Annotated in this window: 17 protein-coding genes; 9 read left to right on the top strand and 8 right to left on the bottom strand. The window is 54.1% G+C overall.

What is annotated here, in order from left to right:
• The first annotated feature begins 168 nt into the window (after window positions 1-168).
• The gene (ndh, locus tag OGV83_RS05235) at window positions 169-1,473 is read left to right on the top strand and encodes an NADH-quinone dehydrogenase (RefSeq protein ID WP_024130434.1); all 1,305 of its coding nucleotides are present in this window, start codon (window positions 169-171) and stop codon (window positions 1,471-1,473) included.
• Between the two features lie 235 nt (window positions 1,474-1,708).
• Window positions 1,709-2,248 (top strand): glycine zipper 2TM domain-containing protein, encoded by a 540-nt coding sequence (locus OGV83_RS05240; RefSeq protein ID WP_024130433.1) that lies wholly within the window; start codon window positions 1,709-1,711, stop codon window positions 2,246-2,248.
• A gap of 73 nt (window positions 2,249-2,321) precedes the next feature.
• Here OGV83_RS05240 and comR read toward each other — a convergent pair whose 3' ends face one another.
• Complete coding sequence (gene comR, locus OGV83_RS05245; RefSeq protein WP_024130432.1) at window positions 2,322-2,957, bottom strand: TetR family copper-responsive transcriptional repressor ComR; 636 nt, start codon at window positions 2,955-2,957, stop codon at window positions 2,322-2,324.
• Between the two features lie 240 nt (window positions 2,958-3,197).
• On the opposite strand from comR, the gene bhsA reads away from it, so the two are divergent.
• Window positions 3,198-3,455: a multiple stress resistance protein BhsA gene (gene bhsA, locus OGV83_RS05250; protein WP_012132806.1), complete on the top strand. Its 258-nt coding sequence runs from the start codon at window positions 3,198-3,200 to the stop codon at window positions 3,453-3,455.
• Between the two features lie 79 nt (window positions 3,456-3,534).
• Here the strand turns inward: bhsA and ldtC are convergent, their stop codons facing one another.
• From ldtC to OGV83_RS05265, 3 genes are all read right to left on the bottom strand, one after another.
• Window positions 3,535-4,500 (bottom strand): L,D-transpeptidase LdtC, encoded by a 966-nt coding sequence (ldtC, locus tag OGV83_RS05255; protein ID WP_047463699.1) that lies wholly within the window; start codon window positions 4,498-4,500, stop codon window positions 3,535-3,537.
• A gap of 354 nt (window positions 4,501-4,854) precedes the next feature.
• Entirely contained in the window at window positions 4,855-8,301 is a 3,447-nt protein-coding gene (gene mfd, locus OGV83_RS05260; protein ID WP_058669010.1) for a transcription-repair coupling factor, read from the bottom strand.
• 129 nt (window positions 8,302-8,430) lie between these two features.
• Window positions 8,431-9,504 carry an acyltransferase family protein gene (locus OGV83_RS05265; protein ID WP_012132800.1) on the bottom strand — a complete coding sequence of 358 codons (1,074 nt, stop codon included), beginning with the start codon at window positions 9,502-9,504 and terminating at the stop codon, window positions 8,431-8,433.
• Window positions 9,505-9,765: 261 nt separating this feature from the next.
• Here OGV83_RS05265 and lolC point away from each other — a divergent pair, with 261 nt between their 5' ends.
• From lolC to cobB, 5 genes are read left to right on the top strand one after another with little or no spacing between them, the layout of a single operon-like run.
• Window positions 9,766-10,965 carry a lipoprotein-releasing ABC transporter permease subunit LolC gene (lolC, locus tag OGV83_RS05270; protein WP_024130430.1) on the top strand — a complete coding sequence of 400 codons (1,200 nt, stop codon included), beginning with the start codon at window positions 9,766-9,768 and terminating at the stop codon, window positions 10,963-10,965.
• A complete protein-coding gene (lolD, locus tag OGV83_RS05275) occupies window positions 10,958-11,659 on the top strand; it encodes a lipoprotein-releasing ABC transporter ATP-binding protein LolD (protein WP_012132798.1) in 702 nt (233 codons plus the stop codon). The genes lolC and lolD overlap by 8 nt, the downstream gene beginning before the upstream one ends.
• Window positions 11,659-12,903 (top strand): lipoprotein-releasing ABC transporter permease subunit LolE, encoded by a 1,245-nt coding sequence (gene lolE / locus OGV83_RS05280; RefSeq protein ID WP_024130429.1) that lies wholly within the window; start codon window positions 11,659-11,661, stop codon window positions 12,901-12,903. The genes lolD and lolE overlap by 1 nt, the downstream gene beginning before the upstream one ends.
• A gap of 32 nt (window positions 12,904-12,935) precedes the next feature.
• Window positions 12,936-13,847 (top strand): N-acetylglucosamine kinase, encoded by a 912-nt coding sequence (gene nagK, locus OGV83_RS05285; RefSeq protein WP_286463234.1) that lies wholly within the window; start codon window positions 12,936-12,938, stop codon window positions 13,845-13,847.
• 15 nt (window positions 13,848-13,862) lie between these two features.
• Complete coding sequence (gene cobB / locus OGV83_RS05290; RefSeq protein ID WP_047457485.1) at window positions 13,863-14,684, top strand: Sir2 family NAD+-dependent deacetylase; 822 nt, start codon at window positions 13,863-13,865, stop codon at window positions 14,682-14,684.
• 101 nt (window positions 14,685-14,785) lie between these two features.
• On the opposite strand, the gene potD is transcribed toward cobB, so the two are convergent.
• Genes potD through potA form a run of 4 tightly spaced genes read right to left on the bottom strand, consistent with a single transcriptional unit; the run spans window position 14,786 to window position 18,610 of the window.
• The gene (potD, locus tag OGV83_RS05295) at window positions 14,786-15,832 is read right to left on the bottom strand and encodes a spermidine/putrescine ABC transporter substrate-binding protein PotD (protein WP_071258216.1); all 1,047 of its coding nucleotides are present in this window, start codon (window positions 15,830-15,832) and stop codon (window positions 14,786-14,788) included.
• Between the two features lie 24 nt (window positions 15,833-15,856).
• Window positions 15,857-16,636, bottom strand: a complete 780-nt coding sequence (potC, locus tag OGV83_RS05300; protein ID WP_012132793.1) for a spermidine/putrescine ABC transporter permease PotC — start codon at window positions 16,634-16,636, stop codon at window positions 15,857-15,859.
• Window positions 16,633-17,490: a spermidine/putrescine ABC transporter permease PotB gene (gene potB, locus OGV83_RS05305; RefSeq protein WP_049011765.1), complete on the bottom strand. Its 858-nt coding sequence runs from the start codon at window positions 17,488-17,490 to the stop codon at window positions 16,633-16,635. Before potB ends, potC begins: the two co-directional genes overlap by 4 nt.
• Complete coding sequence (potA, locus tag OGV83_RS05310) at window positions 17,474-18,610, bottom strand: spermidine/putrescine ABC transporter ATP-binding protein PotA (RefSeq protein WP_012132791.1); 1,137 nt, start codon at window positions 18,608-18,610, stop codon at window positions 17,474-17,476. Before potA ends, potB begins: the two co-directional genes overlap by 17 nt.
• A 250-nt stretch (window positions 18,611-18,860) precedes the next feature.
• On the opposite strand from potA, the gene pepT reads away from it, so the two are divergent.
• On the top strand, window positions 18,861-20,087 hold the full coding sequence (gene pepT, locus OGV83_RS05315) for a peptidase T (protein WP_047457474.1): 1,227 nt from the start codon (window positions 18,861-18,863) through the stop codon (window positions 20,085-20,087).
• Window positions 20,088-20,110 lie beyond the last annotated feature (23 nt).

The following is a 20,110-nucleotide window of genomic DNA, read 5'->3' on the forward strand; positions in this document are numbered from 1 at the left end:
TCTTTTCAGCGAGAAAACTTGATGTACATCAATTTTGGTATGACCAATGCACCGTTCGTGTTATTCTCACTAGCGAAGTCACTTTGCATTACCGTAACTTGTTGTTAATTAAAGGCTATATTTATAACTTTTAATTAACAATTGGTTAATAAATTTAAGGGGGTCACGTTGACTACACCATTGAAAAAGATCGTGATTGTCGGCGGCGGTGCTGGCGGGCTTGAAATGGCGACTCAGTTGGGTAAAAAACTGGGTCGTAAGAAAAAGGCAAAAATCACGCTGGTGGACAGAAACCACAGCCATCTGTGGAAGCCGTTGCTGCATGAAGTGGCGACCGGTTCACTGGACGAAGGCGTGGACGCTCTGAGCTACCTGGCGCATGCGCGTAATCATGGTTTCCAGTTCCAGTTGGGTTCGGTTATGGATATCGATCGTGAAGCGAAAACGATCACCATTGCAGAACTGCGTGACGAGAAAGGGGAACTGCTGGTTCCTGAGCGTAAAATCGCGTACGACACCCTGGTGATGGCGCTGGGCAGCACCTCTAACGACTTCAACACCCCTGGCGTTAAAGAACACTGTATTTTCCTGGACAACCCGCATCAGGCGCGTCGCTTCCATCAGGAAATGCTGAACCTGTTCCTGAAATACTCTTCCAGCATGGGTGTTAGCGGTAAGGTCAACATTGCGATTGTCGGTGGCGGCGCAACGGGCGTGGAGCTTTCTGCGGAACTGCATAACGCTGTGAAACAGCTGCACAGCTACGGCTACAAAGGCCTGACTAACGAAGCGCTGAACGTGACGCTGGTTGAAGCCGGTGAGCGTATTCTGCCTGCGCTGCCGCCGCGTATTTCCGCTGCGGCGCATAGCGAACTGACCAAACTGGGCGTACGCGTACTGACTCAGACGATGGTGACCAGCGCAGACGAAGGCGGCCTGCACACGAAAGATGGCGAACACATCAAAGCTGACCTGATGGTGTGGGCGGCAGGGATTAAAGCGCCTGATTTCCTGAAAGATATTGGCGGGCTGGAAACTAACCGCATCAACCAGTTAGTGGTTGAACCGACGCTGCAAACCACCCGTGACCCGGATGTTTATGCCATCGGCGACTGTGCTTCCTGTGCACGTCCTGAAGGGGGCTTTGTGCCGCCGCGCGCTCAGGCCGCGCATCAGATGGCAAGCTGCGCACTGAATAATATTCTGGCGCAGATGAAAGGCAAACCGATGAAAGACTACGTTTATAAAGATCACGGTTCGCTGGTATCGCTCTCTAATTTCTCGACTGTCGGCAGCCTGATGGGGAACCTGATGCGTGGTTCAATGATGGTGGAAGGGCGTATCGCGCGTTTTGTTTACATTTCGCTTTACCGTATGCACCAGATTGCGCTGCACGGTTACTTTAAAACCGGGTTAATGATGTTAGTAGGCAGCATTAACCGTGTGATTCGCCCGCGTCTGAAACTGCATTAATCCTTACCGTATCGCCTGATGGCGCTTCGCTTATCAGGCCTACGGCTCGCACTGCATGTAGGCCGGATAAGGCCATTGGCCGCCATCCGGCAATTTAATCGCGCCATCTGCTTCAGAGTTCTCTGAATCGTGTCTGTTTGCCGCATAACCCCGCACTTTTCATCCTCTTTCTGATTTGCTTAACCCCACTGCTGGTTGCAAAATTGTTACTAATAGCAAAAAAGGAGGAATTCCCGTGAATAAATCAATGTTGGCGGGTATAGGGATTGGCGTAGCTGCTGCGCTGGGTGTGGCGGCGGTGGCCAGTCTGAACGTTTTTGACCGTAGCCCGAAATATGCGCAAGTCGTATCAGCCACACCCATAAAAGAAACCGTCAAAACACCGCGTCAGGAATGCCGCAACGTGACGGTCACGCACCGCAAACCTGTTCAGGACGAAAATCGCATTGCCGGTTCGGTGCTTGGCGCGGTTGCTGGCGGCGTGATTGGTCATCAGTTCGGCGGTGGCCGTGGTAAAGATGTGGCGACCGTCGTCGGGGCGCTGGGCGGAGGGTACGCCGGTAACCAAATCCAGGGATCAATGCAGGAAAATGACACCTACACCTCTACGCAGCAGCGTTGTAAAACGGTGTATGACAAGTCAGAGAAAATGCTGGGCTATGACGTCACTTACAAGATTGGCGATCAGCAGGGGAAAATCCGCATGGATAAAGATCCCGGAACGCAAATCCCGCTGGATAATAACGGTCAATTGATTCTGAATAACGACGCGTAAAAAAAGCTGTACTCTGCACGTTAGCCCCTCATTCGCTCAGGCTGAGGGGCTTTTTTTATCAGACGGTCAGGCGCTAAGCCTTCAGCATCTCCGGCCACAGCCGTAGGGTGGTGCGGGTTATCTGCATCAGCTTGTCAAACGTCGCGCCTTCACGCGCGCTGATCGACATTCCTTGTAAAATACAGTTCAGATATTCCGCCAGCGTTTGTGGATTACAGTGCGCCGGAATTTCCCCGCGCTCCTGCCGCTGGCGCAAAAACTGGGTCAGCGTCTGCTCCTGCATCGCGTGGCGGGATTTCACCGTATGGGCGATTTCACGGGAGGAGGCGGCCAGTGTGGCGGACGTGTTGATCATAAAGCACCCGGCAGGGGTGTCTTTACTGGTGAAGCATGTCGCGACGGCGGTGAAATAGTCTTCCAGCGCAGACTCAACGCTTTTTTCTTCACAAAAGAGCTGGGCCTCATGCTTTGCCGCAAAGCGGCTGATATAGCGGTCCAGCACTGCGCGGAACAACCCTTCCTTGTTCGTAAATTCTGCGTACAGCGTGGGCGCTTTTGCGCCGGTCGCTTCCACGAGGTCGGCGAGCGATGTTGCTTCATAGCCGTGCTGCCAGAAGAGTGTCATGGCCTTATCAAGCGCGGCTTCCCTGTCGAACACTTTTGGTCGGCCACGGCTTTTTTTTACGCAACCTGTCGAGTCAGTTGTCATGATGCCGTTGTACCTTGTTGGGTTTGTTGAACAACCATTATAAAAATAATCCCGCTCAGTCTCCAGCGCATTCAGAAGAAAAATAATTCACCTGTATTGATATGAAAAATAAGTCATTTTTAATTTATATAATGATCGTTATAAAAAAATGTTGACGTGTGACCTGGATCACATCTATGATTTACCTATCGATCGTTAAGTAAATATTTCGACACCGTTCATCTGCTAAAGGTCACTATCATGAAAAACGTAAAAACCCTCATTGCTGCCGCTGTACTGAGTTCACTCTCTTTCGCAAGTTTCGCTGCTGTTGAAGTTCAGGCGACGCCTGCGGATCAACAGAAAGTAGGCACCATTTCCGCAACCGCCGGGACTAACCTGGGATCTCTGGAAGATCAACTGGCACAAAAAGCGGATGAAATGGGCGCGAAATCTTTCCGCATTACTTCGGTAACCGGTCCTAACACCCTCCACGGGACTGCGGTTATCTACAAATAAGCATTAACCCTCATTAATGCCACTGCTACTGCCACAAAAAAGCCCCGCTGTCTGAGCGGGGCTTTTTTATTATCCGACGTTACATCGACTGCTGCGTTATCCCGGGATGGCGGGTGACATCGACCGGCATTCCTGAACGCACTTCCATAACATGCTCCATAACGGCGGCATCGGTCTGTGCGGTATCTTTGAAAGCCTGCATTTGACCGTTCAATACGATCGGCAATATCTGCGGATCGTCATCAATATTCTTCGATAACGGCTGGTGGACTTCTACCAGGCGCATGCCGCCAGGTTCAACGGACGCTTTGATCGGCGTATTAATAATGTTGACCTTCGTACCCGGCGTGACCTGACGGAACAGCGTCTCAATATCACCGTCACGCAGGCGAATACAGCCGGAACTGACGCGCATCCCGATACCGAAATCAGCATTCGTGCCGTGCAGCAAATAGACGCCGCCATAAGCCGCTAAGCGGATCGCATGATGGCCCATTGGGTTATCCGGCCCGGCGGGAACCACGGCAGGGAGGTCTATCCCCTGAGCTTTGTAACGGGCGCGGATATTCGCCGTAGGTGTCCAGGTTGGGTTCGCGCGCTTATCCGAGACGGTAGTGACCATCGTTGGCGTCAGCGTATCGCCACCCAGTTGACCGATACCGATTGGATACACGGTCACCGAATTTTTTCCGGGAGGATAGTAATACAGACGCAATTCGGCGAGGTTAATCACAATACCTTCGCGTGGCGCGTCCGGCAGTAAGGTTTGCAGAGGGATGGTCAGAACGCTGCCCGCGCGGGGAACGTAAGGATCAACGCCCGGGTTTGCCTGTAGCAACGCTAAAAAACCGACATTGTATTTTTTAGCAATCGCCTCCAGCGAGCCGCCGTTGTTTTCGACAACGTGAAATGTATTCTCGCCCACCAGTTTGCTGCCGGGAGGAGGAAGCGGCCAGGTGTTCGCCTGCGCCGGTATCGCCAGCGCTACGGACGCGGCGAGCGTAAAAAACGCCAGCCAGCGGGAAAGTCGCATGTTATTCATTATCATCACAAATCAAAGGGTTATTGTAATAAATTGAGTCAATGATCATTATGGCGGGTTGTCATGTCTTGAAGTGCAAGAGAAGTGCAAAGTGTTGTAAATGTGGGCGAAAACGCGGGGATGGCAGAGGGCATTACGCCCGGTGGCGCTGCGCTTACCGGGCCTACAGGGTATGCTTCTCGTAGGCCGGATAAGGCGATGTGCCCGGTGGCGCTGCGCTTACCGGGCCTACAGGGTATGCTTCCCGTAGGCCGGATAAGGCGATGTGCCCGGTGGCGCTGCGCTTACCGGGCCTACAGGATATGCTTTCCGTAGGCCGGATAAGGCGCTTGCGCCGCCATCCGGCGTCGTAGGGCGTTACGCCGCCGCGTTTTCTTCCAGTTGCGCCATAAACTGGCGCACCCAGTCCATACGCGTTTTACGCTCCGCCAGATCCTGAATAAACTTCAGGCGTGTCGGGCCGTCGAGGCGGAAGTGCTGCGGTTGTTTTTGCAACAGACCAATCAGCCAGGTTGGGTTTACGTGATTTTTCTCGGCAAACTCGATCGTACCGCCTTTCTCGTTGCCTTCCAGTTTTCGAATGCCCAGCTTCTGTGCCTGTTGGCGCAGACGCGCGATATCCAGCAGATTGCGCGCCGGGTCAGGCAGCAGGCCGAAACGGTCGATCAGCTCTACCTTGAGCTCCTCCAGCTCGTTTTCGTTTTTCGCACTGGCAATGCGTTTATAGAACGACAGACGCGTATTCACATCCGGGATAAAATCATCCGGCAACAGCGACGGCATACGCAGTTCGACTTCCGTCTGCTGGCTGGTGAGGTCTTCCAGCGACGGCTCACGTCCGGCTTTCAGCGCATCCACGGCGTTTTCCAGCAGCTCCATATACAGCGAGAAGCCGATAGTCTCCATCTGCCCGCTCTGATCTTCGCCAAGCAGCTCGCCAGCGCCGCGAATTTCGAGGTCGTGGGTCGCCAGCGCAAAACCGGCGCCCAAATCCTCCAGCGAGGCAATGGCTTCCAGGCGTTTTTGCGCGTCGGTCGTCATCGCTTTTGGATGCGGCGTCAGCAGCCAGGCATACGCCTGATGGTGCGAACGTCCAACGCGGCCACGTAGCTGGTGTAGCTGCGCCAGGCCGAAATGGTCGGCGCGCTCAATGATGATCGTGTTCGCGGTTGGAATATCAATACCGGTTTCGATAATGGTGGTACACACCAGAACGTTAAAGCGCTGGTGGTGGAAGTCGTTCATAACGCGCTCAAGTTCGCGCTCACGCATCTGCCCGTGACCAATCGCGATGCGGGCTTCCGGCACCAGTTCCGCCAGTCGGTCCGCGGCTTTCTGGATATTCTCCACGTCGTTATACAGATAATACACCTGGCCGCCGCGCAGAACTTCACGCAGGATAGCCTCGCGCACCACCAGGTTGTCATATTCACGGACGAAGGTTTTTACCGCCAGACGACGGGCGGGCGGTGTGGCAATGATCGACAGATCGCGCATACCGCTCATCGCCATGTTGAGCGTACGGGGGATTGGCGTTGCCGTCAGCGTCAGAATATCGACGTCGGCGCGCATTGCCTTGATGCGCTCTTTATGCCGCACGCCGAAACGGTGCTCTTCATCGACAATCAGCAAGCCCAAATCTTTTAATTTCACATCGCTTTGCAGCAGCTTATGAGTGCCGATCAGAATGTCGATTTTCCCCTCAGCGACCTGCTCAAGGATCTGCGCTTGCTCTTTGGCGCTACGGAAACGGGAGAGCATTTCGATGCGCACCGGCCAGTTGGCGAAGCGGTCGCGGAAGTTATCGAAATGCTGTTGCGCCAGCAGGGTGGTAGGCACCAGCACCGCGACCTGTTTGTGGTTTTCCACCGCCAGGAACGCGGCGCGCATCGCCACTTCGGTTTTCCCGAAGCCGACGTCGCCGCACACCAGACGATCCATTGCCAGCGGTTGGCACATGTCGCTCAGGACGGCGTTAATGGCCTGCGCCTGGTCTGGCGTGGTCTCGAACGGGAAGCTGTCGCAGAACAGTTGATACTGCTCGCGATCGTGCTTAAAGGCGAAACCTTCTTTCGCCGCGCGCTGGGCGTAAATATCCAGTAGCTCTGCCGCCACGTCGCGCACTTTCTCCGCGGCTTTCTGTCGGGCGCGAGACCAGGCGTCGCCGCCCAGTTTATGCAGCGGCGCGTTCTCTTCGGCGCCTCCGGCATAGCGGCTGATGAGATGTAAAGATGACACCGGTACGTACAGTCTGGCGTCGTTGGCGTAGGTGAGCATCAGGTACTCGCCCTTGATGCCGCCGGCTTCCAGCGTCGTCATACCCGCATAACGCCCCACACCATGCTCAAGGTGTACCACCGGCTGGCCAGGATGCAGTTCCGCCAGGTTGCGGATCAGCGTGTCGGGGTTAATCGTGCGGCGTGAGTCCTGACGGCGACGCGCAACGCGTTCACCCAGCAAATCGCTCTCGCAAATAAGCGCCAGATTACGCTGCGTATCGATGAAGCCATGCTCCGCAGCGCCAATCATCAGGTAACGTCCGGCGTCGAGCGCCTCATCCAGGCGCAAAATTCGTTTGGGTGAAATTTTAATACGGGCGAGCAGTTCCCCGAGCGCTTCGCGGCGGCCTTCGCTTTCTACGGAGAAAATGACCGGCCCGTTGAAGGATTCAAGAAATCTACGCAGCGCGTCCAGCGGCGCTTTTTGCTGCGCCTGTACCGCCAGATCCGGCAGTTTCTGGAAACCCAGATTGGTATTCGCCGCCTTACCTGGCAGATGTTCGGTTTTTAACTGTACGCGGGGCCAGCGTTTGAGTTCGGAGAACAGCTCATCGACCCGCAGCCACAGGGATTCCGGCGGCAAAAGTGGGCGCATAGGATCGACGCCACGGTTTTCAAAACGCGCCAGGGTATCGGCCTGGAAGCGTTCAGCGCTGTTTTCCAGCGCGCCGGTATTCACCAGCAGCGTGTTCGCCGGGAAGTAGCTGAACAGAGGCGGCAGCGGCTCGTTGAAGAACAGCGGCTGCCAGTATTCGATCCCGGCAGGCAGCGTGCCTTTACTGACCTGCTGGTAAATATGCTCGGCGTCGCGTTTAACTTCAAATGTGTCACGCCACTGGCTGCGGAACAGCTCGATGGCCGTTTTATCGGTCGGAAATTCATGCGCGGGCAGCAAATTGATGGCGTCGACTTCTTCCAGCGTACGCTGGGTATCGGCATCAAACAGGCGCAGGCTGTCGATTTCATCATCAAAAAAATCAAGACGATAGGGCTGTTCGCTGCCCATCGGAAACAGATCCAGCAGCGCGCCGCGAGTGGCGTATTCACCGTGTTCCATGACCTGATCAACATGGCGATAGCCCGCGCTATCCAGCTGTGCGCGCAGGGCGTCGCGCGACAAACGCTGACCCTTTTTCATCACCAGGGCGTGGCCGTGCAAATAACTGTGCGGGCAAACGCGCTGCATCAGCGTATTTACCGGAACAATCAATACGCCGCGCTGCATTGACGGCAACTGGTAAAGCGTGGACAGGCGTGAAGAGATGATTTCCTGGTGTGGGGAAAAGCTGTCGTAAGGGAGCGTTTCCCAGTCCGCCAGATTCATCACCAGTTGGTCGGTGAACTGGCGAACTTCGTCATGCAGGCGCAGGGCGTTTTGCATGTCAGGTGCAATAAGCACGATTGGGCCAGCATGGCGCTCGGCAATCTCCGCCACCAGCGTGGCGCAGGCGGCGCCGGTAAGCTCACCCAACTGGCGCTGATCGCCGGGTTTGGTTGGCAGAGTATAACGTTGTTGTTCAGGCATAGTGGTTGCAGGATCTCTATTGGGTATACACCACACTATGGGGGCATATCACTGATAAGCAATGCTCTTTATTATCCGTGATCGTTTCTCTTTAGCAAATTGATTCGCCCCCGGGAGGGGGCGAAAAGATTAACGCGAATAGCTGGTAACGGCGGGGAGTGAAGGCGGAGAGAAGAAGAGATCGGCAAACAGGCGTTGCGAAATTTTTCGGACGGTAAGGCCCGTCAGCGTGCAAATCAGCAGACTGGCAAAGGGGTAAACCAACAGCAGAGCAAACTCAAGCTGCGGCGACCATGCCGCGCCGTTGATTTTTGGAATCAACGTTAAGCTGAACGCTTCGACCAGGATACGGTGGGTTGTATAGATAGCAATAGTGTTTGAGCCGATGACATTCAGCAGGCTGGAAGAACGCATGCCGAAGCGCTGCTCATACTGATAAAAAAGTTTCATGATCAGCACAATCGACACCAGTGAGAGCAGCAGGGATACATTAGCCAGCCAGGCGATGACGGCGAGCAGCGCAATGCCCGCAAACGCGATAGCATAACGACGCAGTGGGACATGCTTAATCCACTCCATCAGCGTGGCGCCAAACCAGGCGCCGAGGCTGTAGTAAGGCAGGTTGCGGATCACGCTGTTCATTCCCCACCACGGCGTCGGCACGAAGTTTATCGTCACGCTCAGCAGTACAAACAGTACGAACAGTGGTTTTGCCCATTGGCTGAAGACTTTACACAGCACAAAATAGACAACCAGCGCATACAGATACCAGAGGCTGGTGCTGGCCGTCAGCATTCCGTGAATAAACTCGCCGACGGACCCGGCATAAGCGGCGTTGGAGGCATTGTTGATGTCGCGTTCGGGCGCCAGCCAGTGGTTGAGCCAGCTAAGCGCCAGCCATTGCGCCACTCCCCAGAGCGCCAGTACCCAGACAATGCTCCAGATCCGTTTATCAATACAGGTTCCCCAGGGCACGCTGTCAATATAGCGGCGGATCAGATACCCGGAAATAAAGAAAAACACCGGCATGCGAAACGGCGCCAGATAGAGGTTAAAGTAGATCCAGCATTTCGTCAGAATCTCCGATAACGGATACTGGAAAGCGGTCAGGTGGGGATAGAACGTAATCACAGAGTGATAAATGACCACCAGGCAGATGCATAACCCTTTGATTTGGTTGATCCACAATTCTTTTTGTTTCATCAGGACGGCGTACTCGTGTTATTCAACATAGCCTGTGATCCTGCGGGCGGGGATCGGTGTTGTAATGCGTAACATTCTGTATTTTATTTTTTTAAGATAAAGATCAGGGTTAAGGGCGAGTATCAAGGCAGGTATCTTCAGGAAGTTGATTTCTTGATACTTTTCAGAATTACGCTGACGAACACTTACGGTTCAGTCATTTACCCATTCCGCTTTCGCTTATATACTCAGGGCTTTGCTAACAGCAACCAGACGGATTTCATGTACCAACCTGTCGCTCTATTTATTGGCCTGCGTTATATGCGTGGGCGTGCAGCAGATCGTTTCGGTCGTTTCGTCTCCTGGCTTTCCACCATTGGCATTACTCTCGGGGTGATGGCGCTGGTCACGGTATTGTCGGTGATGAATGGTTTTGAACGTGAACTGCAAAACAACATCCTTGGCCTGATGCCGCAGGCAATTCTCTCGTCTGAGCAGGGCTCCCTTAATCCACAGCAGATACCCGAAAAAGCGGTTACGTTGAATGGCGTCAATCGTATCGCGCCGCTTACCACGGGAGATGTCGTGCTGCAAAGCGCGCGTAGCGTCGCCGTGGGCGTGATGCTGGGTATCGACCCGGCGCAAAAAGATCCCTTAACGCCGTATCTGGTCAATGTGAAGCAAACCTCTCTTGAACCGGGCAAGTATAATGTCATCCTCGGCGAGCAGCTTGCCGGGCAGTTGGGCGTCAATCGCGGCGATCAAATTCGCGTGATGGTGCCTTCCGCCAGCCAGTTCACGCCAATGGGACGCCTGCCGAGCCAGCGCCTGTTTACGGTGATTGGCACCTTCGCGGCGAACAGCGAAGTGGATGGCTACCAGATGCTGACCAATATTCAGGACGCGTCGCGCCTGATGCGCTACCCGGCGGGCAATATCACCGGCTGGCGCTTGTGGCTCAATGAGCCGCTGAAGGTGGATACCCTCAGCCAGCAGACGCTGCCAGAGGGGACGAAATGGCAGGACTGGCGTGAGCGAAAAGGCGAACTGTTCCAGGCCGTGCGCATGGAAAAAAACATGATGGGTTTGCTGTTAAGCCTGATCGTCGCCGTGGCGGCGTTTAATATTATTACTTCGTTAGGTTTGATGGTGATGGAGAAGCAGGGCGAAGTGGCTATTTTACAAACCCAGGGGCTGACGCCGCGCCAGATCATGATGGTGTTTATGGTTCAGGGCGCCAGCGCCGGGATTATCGGTGCGCTGCTGGGGGCAGTGCTGGGCGCATTGCTGGCCAGCCAACTGAATAACCTGATGCCGATCATTGGCGCATTCCTGGATGGCGCTGCGCTGCCGGTGGCGATTGAACCGCTACAGGTTGTTGTTATTGCGCTGGTGGCGATGGCCATCGCGTTATTGTCCACGCTGTATCCTTCCTGGCGCGCTGCCGCCACCCAACCCGCTGAGGCTTTACGTTATGAATAAGATCCTGTTGCAATGCGACAACCTGTGCAAACGCTATCAGGAAGGCTCCGTGCAAACCGACGTGCTGCACGATGTCAGCTTCAGCATTGGCGAAGGCGAAATGATGGCGATTGTTGGCAGCTCCGGCTCCGGGAAAAGTACGCTCCTGCACCTGCTGGGCGGCCTGGATACGCCGACGTCGGGCGATGTCATTTTTAGCGGCCAGCCGATGAGCAAACTCTCGTCGGCGGCGAAAGCGGAACTGCGCAACCAGAAGCTTGGCTTTATTTATCAGTTCCATCACCTGCTGCCGGATTTCACCGCGCTGGAAAACGTCGCCATGCCGCTGCTGATCGGCAAGAAAAAACCGGCTGAAATTACCGAGCGGGCGCGTGAAATGTTGCAGGCGGTGGGGCTGGATCACCGAGCTAACCATCGTCCATCCGAACTTTCCGGCGGCGAGCGTCAGCGTGTCGCCATCGCCCGAGCGCTGGTCAACAATCCGCGCCTGGTGCTGGCGGATGAACCGACCGGCAACCTGGATGCGCGCAATGCCGACAGTATTTTCCAGCTTCTGGGTGAACTCAATCGCGCTCAGGGAACGGCGTTTCTGGTGGTGACTCACGATTTGCAGCTGGCGAAGCGAATGAGCCGTCAGCTTGAAATGCGTGACGGTCTGCTGACGGCAGAACTGAGCCTGATGGGAGCTGAGTAATGGCTTCGCCTTTATCGTTATTGATCGGCTTGCGCTTTAGTCGTGGTCGTCGGCGCGGCGGTATGGTGTCGCTGATTTCCGTTATCTCGACTATCGGCATCGCGCTGGGCGTGGCGGTACTGATTGTCGGTTTAAGCGCGATGAACGGTTTTGAGCGCGAGCTGAACAACCGTATTCTGGCCGTGGTGCCGCATGGTGAAATTGAAGCGGTGAATCAGCCGTGGACTCACTGGCGCGAAGCGCTGGAAAAAGTGCAGCACGTACAGGGGATTGCAGCGGCAGCGCCCTATATCAACTTTACCGGGCTGGTGGAGAGCGGGGCGAATCTGCGCGCAATCCAGGTGAAGGGCGTGGACCCGAAACAGGAACAGCGCTTGAGCGCGCTGCCGTCGTTTGTGCAAAATCATGCCTGGGATAACTTCAGGGCGGGCGAGCAGCAGATCATCATTGGCAAGGGCGTTGCCGATGCGCTGAAAGTGAAGCAGGGCGACTGGGTGTCGATCATGATCCCCAATGCCAGCGCCGATCATAAATTGCAGCAGCCTAAGCGAGTGCGTCTGCATGTGACGGGGATTCTGCAACTGAGCGGTCAGCTCGATCACAGCTTTGCCATGATCCCTATGGAAGACGCGCAGCAGTACCTGGATATGGGGGCCAGCGTGTCCGGCATCGCGATTAAGGTCAACGATGTCTTTAACGCCAATAAATTGGTACGGGACGCTGGCGAAGTGACCGACAGTTACGTTTACATTAAGAGCTGGATCGGTACTTACGGCTATATGTACCATGATATTCAGATGATCCGCGCCATCATGTATCTGGCGATGGTGCTGGTGATCGGCGTGGCCTGCTTCAATATCGTTTCGACGCTGGTGATGGCGGTAAAAGATAAGAGCGGCGATATCGCGGTATTAAGAACCTTAGGGGCGAAAGATGGCCTAATCCGCGCCATTTTCGTCTGGTATGGGCTGCTGGCGGGTCTGCTCGGCAGTCTGTGCGGCGTGGCGATTGGCGTGGTCGTCTCGTTGCAACTGACCCCTATTATCGAAGGCATCGAAAAGCTGATAGGGCATCAGTTCCTTTCTGGAGACATCTATTTTATCGACTTCCTGCCATCCGAATTACACTGGCTGGACGTTATTTACGTACTGGTTACGGCATTGTTGCTGAGCTTGTTGGCGAGCTGGTATCCGGCGCGACGCGCCAGCAATATTGACCCCGCGAGAGTGTTAAGCGGCCAGTAGTCGCAGTACATAAGAACAAGGAGCGGTGCGTGATGCATTACGGGTTTGACATTGGCGGGACAAAAATTGCCTTAGGCGTGTTTGATAACGAGCGACGTTTGCGCTGGGAAAAACGCGTACCGACGCCACGCGAAGGCTATGAGGCTTTTTTAACGGCGGTCTGCGATCTGGTGGCGGAAGCCGACCAGCGGTTTGACGTAAAAGGTTCCGTGGGCATTGTTATTCCCGGGATGCCGGAAACGGAAGACGGAACGCTGTATGCCGCCAATGTTCCGGCCGCCAGCGGTAAACCGCTCCGCGCCGATCTCAGCGCCCGGCTGGATCGTGATGTTCGCCTGGATAACGACGCGAACTGCTTTGCACTGTCGGAAGCCTGGGATGATGAGTTCACGCAGTATCCGCTGGTCATGGGGCTTATCCTCGGGACGGGCGTAGGCGGCGGACTGGTGCTCAACGGTAAGCCGATCACCGGTCGCAGCTATATTACCGGCGAGTTTGGTCATATGCGTTTGCCTGTCGATGCGCTCACCCTGATGGGGTTCGATTTTCCTCTGCGTCGCTGCGGTTGCGGTCAACTGGGCTGCATCGAAAATTATCTTTCCGGCCGCGGGTTTGCGTGGCTGTATCAGCATTACTATCATCAACCTCTACAGGCGCCGGAGATTATTGCTTTGTGGGAGCAAGGTGATGAACGCGCGCGTGCGCATGTTGAACGTTACCTGGATTTACTGGCGGTCTGCCTGGGGAATATCCTCACGATCGTCGATCCCGATCTGGTGGTGATTGGGGGAGGATTATCAAACTTCACTGCTATAACAACGCAACTGGCAGACAGGTTGCCACGTCATCTCCTTCCTGTTGCTCGTGTACCGCGTATTGAACGGGCGCGACACGGTGATGCGGGCGGGATGCGCGGCGCTGCCTTCTTACATCTTACCGATTAATCAAAAGAGGTTGTTATGCAGTCGCGTCGGGCTCATCGATTAAGCCGTTTTCGTAAAAACAAACGCCATTTGCGTGAACGCCTGCGTCAGCGAATCTTTTTCAGAGACAGAGTGGTGCCGGAAATGATGGAAAAACCAAGAGTATTAGTTCTTACTGGAGCGGGAATCTCTGCCGAATCCGGCATTCGTACATTTCGCGCCGCTGATGGTCTCTGGGAAGAGCATCGGGTAGAGGATGTGGCGACCCCGGAAGGGTTTGCCCGCGATCCAGAACTGGTTCAGTCATTTTACAACGCCCGCCGTCAGCAGTTGCAGCGGCCTGAGATTCAGCCCAACCCGGCGCATGTCGCGCTGGCAAAACTGGAAGAGGCGCTGGGCGATCGTTTCCTGCTGGTGACGCAAAATATCGATAATCTGCATGAACGCGCGGGCAACAAGAATATCATCCACATGCACGGCGAGCTGTTGAAAGTGCGCTGCTCCCAGAGCGGGCAAATTCTGGACTGGACGGGCGATGTGACTTCAGACGATAAGTGCCACTGCTGCCAGTTCCCGGCTTCGCTTCGCCCGCACGTCGTGTGGTTTGGTGAAATGCCGCTTGGCATGGATGAGATCTATATGGCGCTGGCGATGGCGGATGTGTTTATCGCTATCGGAACATCCGGGCATGTTTATCCGGCGGCCGGGTTTGTGCATGAGGCCCGCCTGCACGGCGCGCATACGGTCGAGCTAAATCTTGAACCAAGCCAGGTCGGCAGCGAGTTTGAAGAGAAATATTATGGCCCGGCAAGCCAGGTCGTACCGGCATTTATTGAGAAATTATTGAAAGGACTGTGATTTTTTTGCCGGATGGCGGCGAATGCCTTATCCGGCCTACGGTTCGCATTTGTCCAGGCCCGATAAGCGCAGCGCCATCGGGCATTCTTTACAACGCTGAATTAGCGTCCCGCTTTCAGCTTCTGATAATACTCTTCATAGATAGCACTGGCGGAACCCACATCGTTCTGCCATTCCCCTTTATTGATGGTGTCGGCATCAGGGTAGAGTGATTTATCATTTGCCACTTCAGGACTTAACAGCTTACGTGCGGCCAGGTTCGGCGTCGGATAACCGATGGTTTCCGCCACTTCTTTCGCCACATCCGGGCGCAGCAGGAAGTTGATCAGCTTCAGCGCGCCTTCTTTGTTTTTGGCGTTCGCCGGAATAGAAAGGCTGTCCATCCAGAAAATACCGCCTTCTTTCGGCCAGATAACCTCAAGCGGCGTCCCTGCCTGACGTGCAACATACGCAGAACCGTTCCACACCATCCCCAGGTTGACTTCGCCTTCCATATACGGGTTAGCCGGGTTGTCGGAGTTGAACGCCGCCACGTTTGGCATCAGTTTTTTCAGTTCGTTATACGCCGCTTCAATCTCTTTAGGATCGGTGGTGTTGCCGGAGTAACCCAGCTTACGCAGCGCCATCTGGAACACTTCACGCGCATCGTCAGTCAGCAGCAGGCCGCCTTTATACTCAGGCTTCCACAGGTCAGCCCAACTGGTGACGGTTTTCGGGTCAATTTCGTCGCTGTTAACGCCAATTGCCGTTGCGCCCCAGATATACGGGATGGAGTAGTCGTTATTCGGGTCAAACGGTTTGTTGAGCATTTCAGGATCGAGGTTGTGGAAGTTGGTTAACTTCGTTTTGTCGATCTTCTGGATCATGCCCTCTTTACGCATTTTATCGACGTAATAGGTGGAAGGCACCACCAGGTCGTAGGCGCCGTCTTTATACGTTTTCAGCTTGGCATACATGGTTTCATTCGACTCGTAGGTCGAATAGATAACCTTAATGCCCGTCTCTTTAGTGAACTGTTCCAGCAGTCCTGGTGGAACATACTCGGTCCAGTTGTAGAAATAGAGCGTGTTGTTGTCATCAGCGTGAGCGGCGCTCATGCCCAGTGCCAGAGCACCCGCCGCGAGCAGGTGGCGTGACCATTTTTTCATTTAACGTCCCCTGAATAGTGGGCCTCAACGGCCCTTGGTTTTATCACGAGCAATAAGCTGGCTGGCGATGACCATAACCAGCGACAGAACCAACAAAATCGTTGCCAGCGCATTAACTTCCGGTGAAACGCCGACTTTTACCATTGAGTAAATTTTCAATGGCAGAATCTCATAGCCAGGCCCGGTGACGAATGACGAAACCACCACGTCATCCATCGACAGGGTGAAACTGAGCAACCAGCCAGCCGCGACCGCAGGCATTGCCAGCGGCAGAATGATCTTACGCAAAATCGTGACTTCACTGGCCCCCAGGTCTTTTGCCGCTTCCAGCATCCGCACGTCAAACCCTTTCAGGCGCGAGTAAACGGTAACGACCACGAAGGGCAGGCAAAAGGTGATATGCGAAAACAGCAACGACCAGAAGCCCAACTGGATGCCGAGCAACATAAACAGCACCAGCAGTGAAATCGCCATTACAATATCCGGCGACATCATGACGACGAACAGCATGCCGCTGACAAACGGTTTACCGCGAAAACGATAGCGATACAGCGCCACTGCCGTTAGCGAGCCGATGATTGTGGCAAAGGTGGCCGAGAACACCGCCATCGTCAGCGAGTGCTGTGCCGCCTGCAACAGGCTGTCGTTATTCATCAGCAGGCTGTACCAGTTGGTGGTAAAGCCCTGCCAGTTGATGCCAAAGCGCGAACTGTTAAAGGAGTTCACAATCAAGATGATGATTGGAATATACAGGTACGCGTAGATAGCGGTCATAAAACCGCCACGAAGCAGTCGACCGATCATTCGAGTTCCACCTTCTTATTCAGCAGCCGCGATGCGCGCCAGTAAACCAGCAGCATCAGGCCCATCACAATCGTCAGCGTAATGCTGGTGGCTGCGCCAAACGGCCAGTCGCGAATGTTCAGGAACTGAACCTTAATAACGTTACCAATCAGCAGGTTCTTTGCTCCACCCATCAGGTCAGAGACATAGAACAGCCCCATCGCCGGCAGCATCACCAGCAGACACCCGGCGATGATCCCCGGCATGGTCAGTGGAATAATAATGCGAATAAAGGTCTGCAATTTACTGGCGCCCAGATCGCGGGCGGCCTCCAGCAGCGGCTTATCCAGTTTTTCAATGCTGGAGTAGAGCGGCATCACCATAAACGGCAGCAGGATATAGACCAGACCGATAATGACCGCGCCCGGCGTGAACATGATGCGGATCGGGGCGTCAATCACACCCAGCCACAGCAGGAACTCGTTGAGATAGCCCTTGGTGCTGAGAAAAATTTTCAGGCCGTAAATACGGATCAGCGAGTTGGTCCAGAACGGTACGATCAGCAAAAACAGCAGCAGCGGGCGCACTTTTTCCGGCAGTTTCGCCAGAAACCAGGCAAAGGGATAGCCGAGCACCAGGCAGGCGAAGGTGGCGATGAGCGCCATATTGAGGGAATGCAGCAATACCTCAAAATAGAGCGGATCGAGCAAACGAGCGTAGTTATCCAGCGTAAAGACCATTTTGACGAAGTTCGCGTCATCACGGGTCAAAAAGCTGGTACCAATAATCATCAGGTTGGGCAGAAAGACAAACAACACAAGCCAACCAACGACAGTGACAATCACCACATTCTGGAATTTACTTGTGTTCTTCATCAGCCAGTACGACCTCCCAGCTTTCTACCCAGTTAATGGCCATTTTTTGGTCGAGAGAGTGGTCGAAGTCAGGATCGTCTTCATTGAAGAATTCGCTGACCATCACCATTTTGCCATTTTCCAGTTCGACGACGGATTCCAGCGTCATGCCTTTGTAGTTGCGCTCGCGTACGTAGCCAATGAGACCTTCAATGTGGTTATCATCGTTAATTTCATCAACGCGCAGATCTTCCGGGCGTAACAGTACGTTCAGTTTCTGACCAGGAACGACGGCAAAGTTAACATAAATATTGCACTCGCGTCCTTCTACATTGGCGCGTACGCGTTGTTCGTCCAGACGTTCAATTACCGTGGCGTTAAACATGTTGATTTCGCCAATGAATCCGGCGACGAACAGGTTTTTCGGCTCCTCATAGATTTCTCGCGGCGTGCCGTCCTGCTCAATAATGCCGTCGCGCATCACCACGATACGGTCAGACATGGTCAGCGCTTCTTCCTGATCGTGCGTAACGAACACAAAAGTGATGCCCAGCTTACGCTGCAACGCTTTCAGTTCGTTCTGCATCTGCTTTCGCAGCTTGTAATCCAGCGCGGAGAGGGATTCATCCAGCAGCAATAAACGCGGTTTATTGACGACGGCGCGGGCGATGGCCACACGCTGCTGCTGCCCGCCGGAAAGCTGATGCGGCTTTCGCTGCGCAAACTCTTCCAGTTGCACCATGCGCAGAGCGTCGGTGACGCGAGGGGTAATCTCGGCGGCGGGGGTTTTCTGCATGCGTAAACCGAAAGCCACATTTTCAAATACGGTCATGTGGGGGAATAACGCATAGCTTTGAAAGACGGTGTTCACATAGCGGTGTTCCGCTGGAACGTCGGTGATGTCCTGGTTATCCAACATGATATGACCGGCATCAACATTTTCCAGACCGGCAATCAGGCGCAGAACGGTTGTTTTACCGCAGCCAGAGGGGCCAAGCAGCGTGAGGAATTCGCCGTTATTGATGGTCAGATTCAGATTAGAAATGACCTCTTTTCCGTCGAAGCTTTTGCGAATTCCCGCCAGTTGTACCAGCGGTGAAAGCGAACGCGGTTGTTTATTCAATTTTTTACTCTGTCCCATGTAGACGCAACGGATGGCTGACCGATGCGGGGTTTGTGGTTAACCACCTTGGTGACTCTTAATGAGGGCGGTCATTCTACGGCAAACCGCTAAAATCGCCAATCCTTGTTGCGAATTACTGGCTTAGCTTTATAGTCAGAAAAAGTGTCTACGCGAAATATTCTCGTTTGCAGGGATAAAAGTGACCTGACGCAATATTTGTCTTTTCTTGCTTATTAATAATGTTGTCACGAAAAGTGAGGGTGACTGCATGGATAAACTACTTGAGCGTTTTTTACACTACGTGTCGCTGGATACCCAATCAAAGGCGGGCGTACGGCAAGTGCCCAGCACTGAGGGCCAGTGGAAATTATTACATTTGCTCAAACAACAGCTCGAAGAAATGGGGCTGGTGAACGTCACGTTAAGTGACAAAGGGACCGTCATGGCGACGCTGCCAGCCAACGTTGCTGGCGATATTCCCGCGATTGGTTTTATCTCTCATGTGGATACCTCACCTGATTTCAGCGGTAAAAATGTGAATCCGCAGATTGTGGAAAACTACCGTGGTGGCGATATTGCGCTAGGGATCGGCGATGAGGTGCTGTCGCCGGTGATGTTCCCGGTTCTGCATCAACTGCTGGGGCAGACGCTGATCACCACTGACGGGAAAACGCTGCTGGGCGCTGACGACAAAGCGGGCGTGGCGGAAATCATGACCGCGCTGGCGGTACTGAAACAGAAAGATATTCCGCACGGTGATATTCGCGTGGCCTTTACGCCGGATGAAGAGGTCGGTAAAGGGGCGAAACATTTTGACGTTGAGGCTTTCGGCGCGCAATGGGCTTATACCGTTGATGGCGGCGGCGTAGGGGAGCTGGAGTTTGAAAACTTCAATGCGGCCTCCGTGAATATCAAAATCGTGGGCAATAACGTACACCCCGGTACGGCGAAGGGCGTGATGGTGAATGCGCTGTCGCTGGCGGCGCGTATTCATGCCGAGGTTCCGGCGGATGAGAGCCCGGAGACGACCGAAGGCTATGAAGGCTTCTACCATCTGGCGAGTATGAAAGGCACCGTTGATCGTGCGGATATGCACTACATCATTCGTGATTTCGACCGCAAACAGTTTGAAGCCCGCAAGCGCAAAATGATGGAGATCGCTAAAAAGGTCGGGAAGGGACTGCACCCGGACTGCTACATTGAGCTGGTGATCGAAGACAGCTATTACAATATGCGTGAGAAAGTGGTCGAACACCCACATATTCTCGATATTGCACAGCAGGCAATGCGTGACTGCGATATTGTGCCGGATATGAAGCCGATTCGTGGCGGCACTGACGGCGCCCAGCTTTCGTTTATGGGCTTACCGTGTCCGAACCTCTTTACCGGCGGCTATAACTATCATGGCAAGCATGAGTTTGTGACGCTGGAAGGGATGGAGAAAGCGGTGCAGGTGATTGTGCGTATTGCGGAGCTAACTGCGAAGCAGCAGTAATGGTGTCGTGGTGTGATGGCGCC

This window comes from Citrobacter sp. CK189, from assembly GCF_030333505.1.
Taxonomy (GTDB): Bacteria; Pseudomonadota; Gammaproteobacteria; order Enterobacterales; family Enterobacteriaceae; genus Citrobacter_B; species Citrobacter_B koseri.

What these genes read in the sequence shown, in the direction of transcription:
- lolD (WP_012132798.1), top strand. Translation starts at nt 10,958, where the DNA reads ATGAATAAGATCCTGTTGCAATGCGACAACCTGTGCAAACGCTATCAG.
- potA (WP_012132791.1), bottom strand. Translation starts at nt 18,610, where the DNA reads ATGGGACAGAGTAAAAAATTGAATAAACAACCGCGTTCGCTTTCACCG.
- mfd (WP_058669010.1), bottom strand. Translation starts at nt 8,301, where the DNA reads ATGCCTGAACAACAACGTTATACTCTGCCAACCAAACCCGGCGATCAG.
- potB (WP_049011765.1), bottom strand. Translation starts at nt 17,490, where the DNA reads ATGAAGAACACAAGTAAATTCCAGAATGTGGTGATTGTCACTGTCGTT.
- nagK (WP_286463234.1), top strand. Translation starts at nt 12,936, where the DNA reads ATGCATTACGGGTTTGACATTGGCGGGACAAAAATTGCCTTAGGCGTG.
- cobB (WP_047457485.1), top strand. Translation starts at nt 13,863, where the DNA reads ATGCAGTCGCGTCGGGCTCATCGATTAAGCCGTTTTCGTAAAAACAAA.
- comR (WP_024130432.1), bottom strand. Translation starts at nt 2,957, where the DNA reads ATGACAACTGACTCGACAGGTTGCGTAAAAAAAAGCCGTGGCCGACCA.
- OGV83_RS05265 (WP_012132800.1), bottom strand. Translation starts at nt 9,504, where the DNA reads ATGAAACAAAAAGAATTGTGGATCAACCAAATCAAAGGGTTATGCATC.
- lolC (WP_024130430.1), top strand. Translation starts at nt 9,766, where the DNA reads ATGTACCAACCTGTCGCTCTATTTATTGGCCTGCGTTATATGCGTGGG.
- lolE (WP_024130429.1), top strand. Translation starts at nt 11,659, where the DNA reads ATGGCTTCGCCTTTATCGTTATTGATCGGCTTGCGCTTTAGTCGTGGT.
- potD (WP_071258216.1), bottom strand. Translation starts at nt 15,832, where the DNA reads ATGAAAAAATGGTCACGCCACCTGCTCGCGGCGGGTGCTCTGGCACTG.
- potC (WP_012132793.1), bottom strand. Translation starts at nt 16,636, where the DNA reads ATGATCGGTCGACTGCTTCGTGGCGGTTTTATGACCGCTATCTACGCG.
- pepT (WP_047457474.1), top strand. Translation starts at nt 18,861, where the DNA reads ATGGATAAACTACTTGAGCGTTTTTTACACTACGTGTCGCTGGATACC.
- bhsA (WP_012132806.1), top strand. Translation starts at nt 3,198, where the DNA reads ATGAAAAACGTAAAAACCCTCATTGCTGCCGCTGTACTGAGTTCACTC.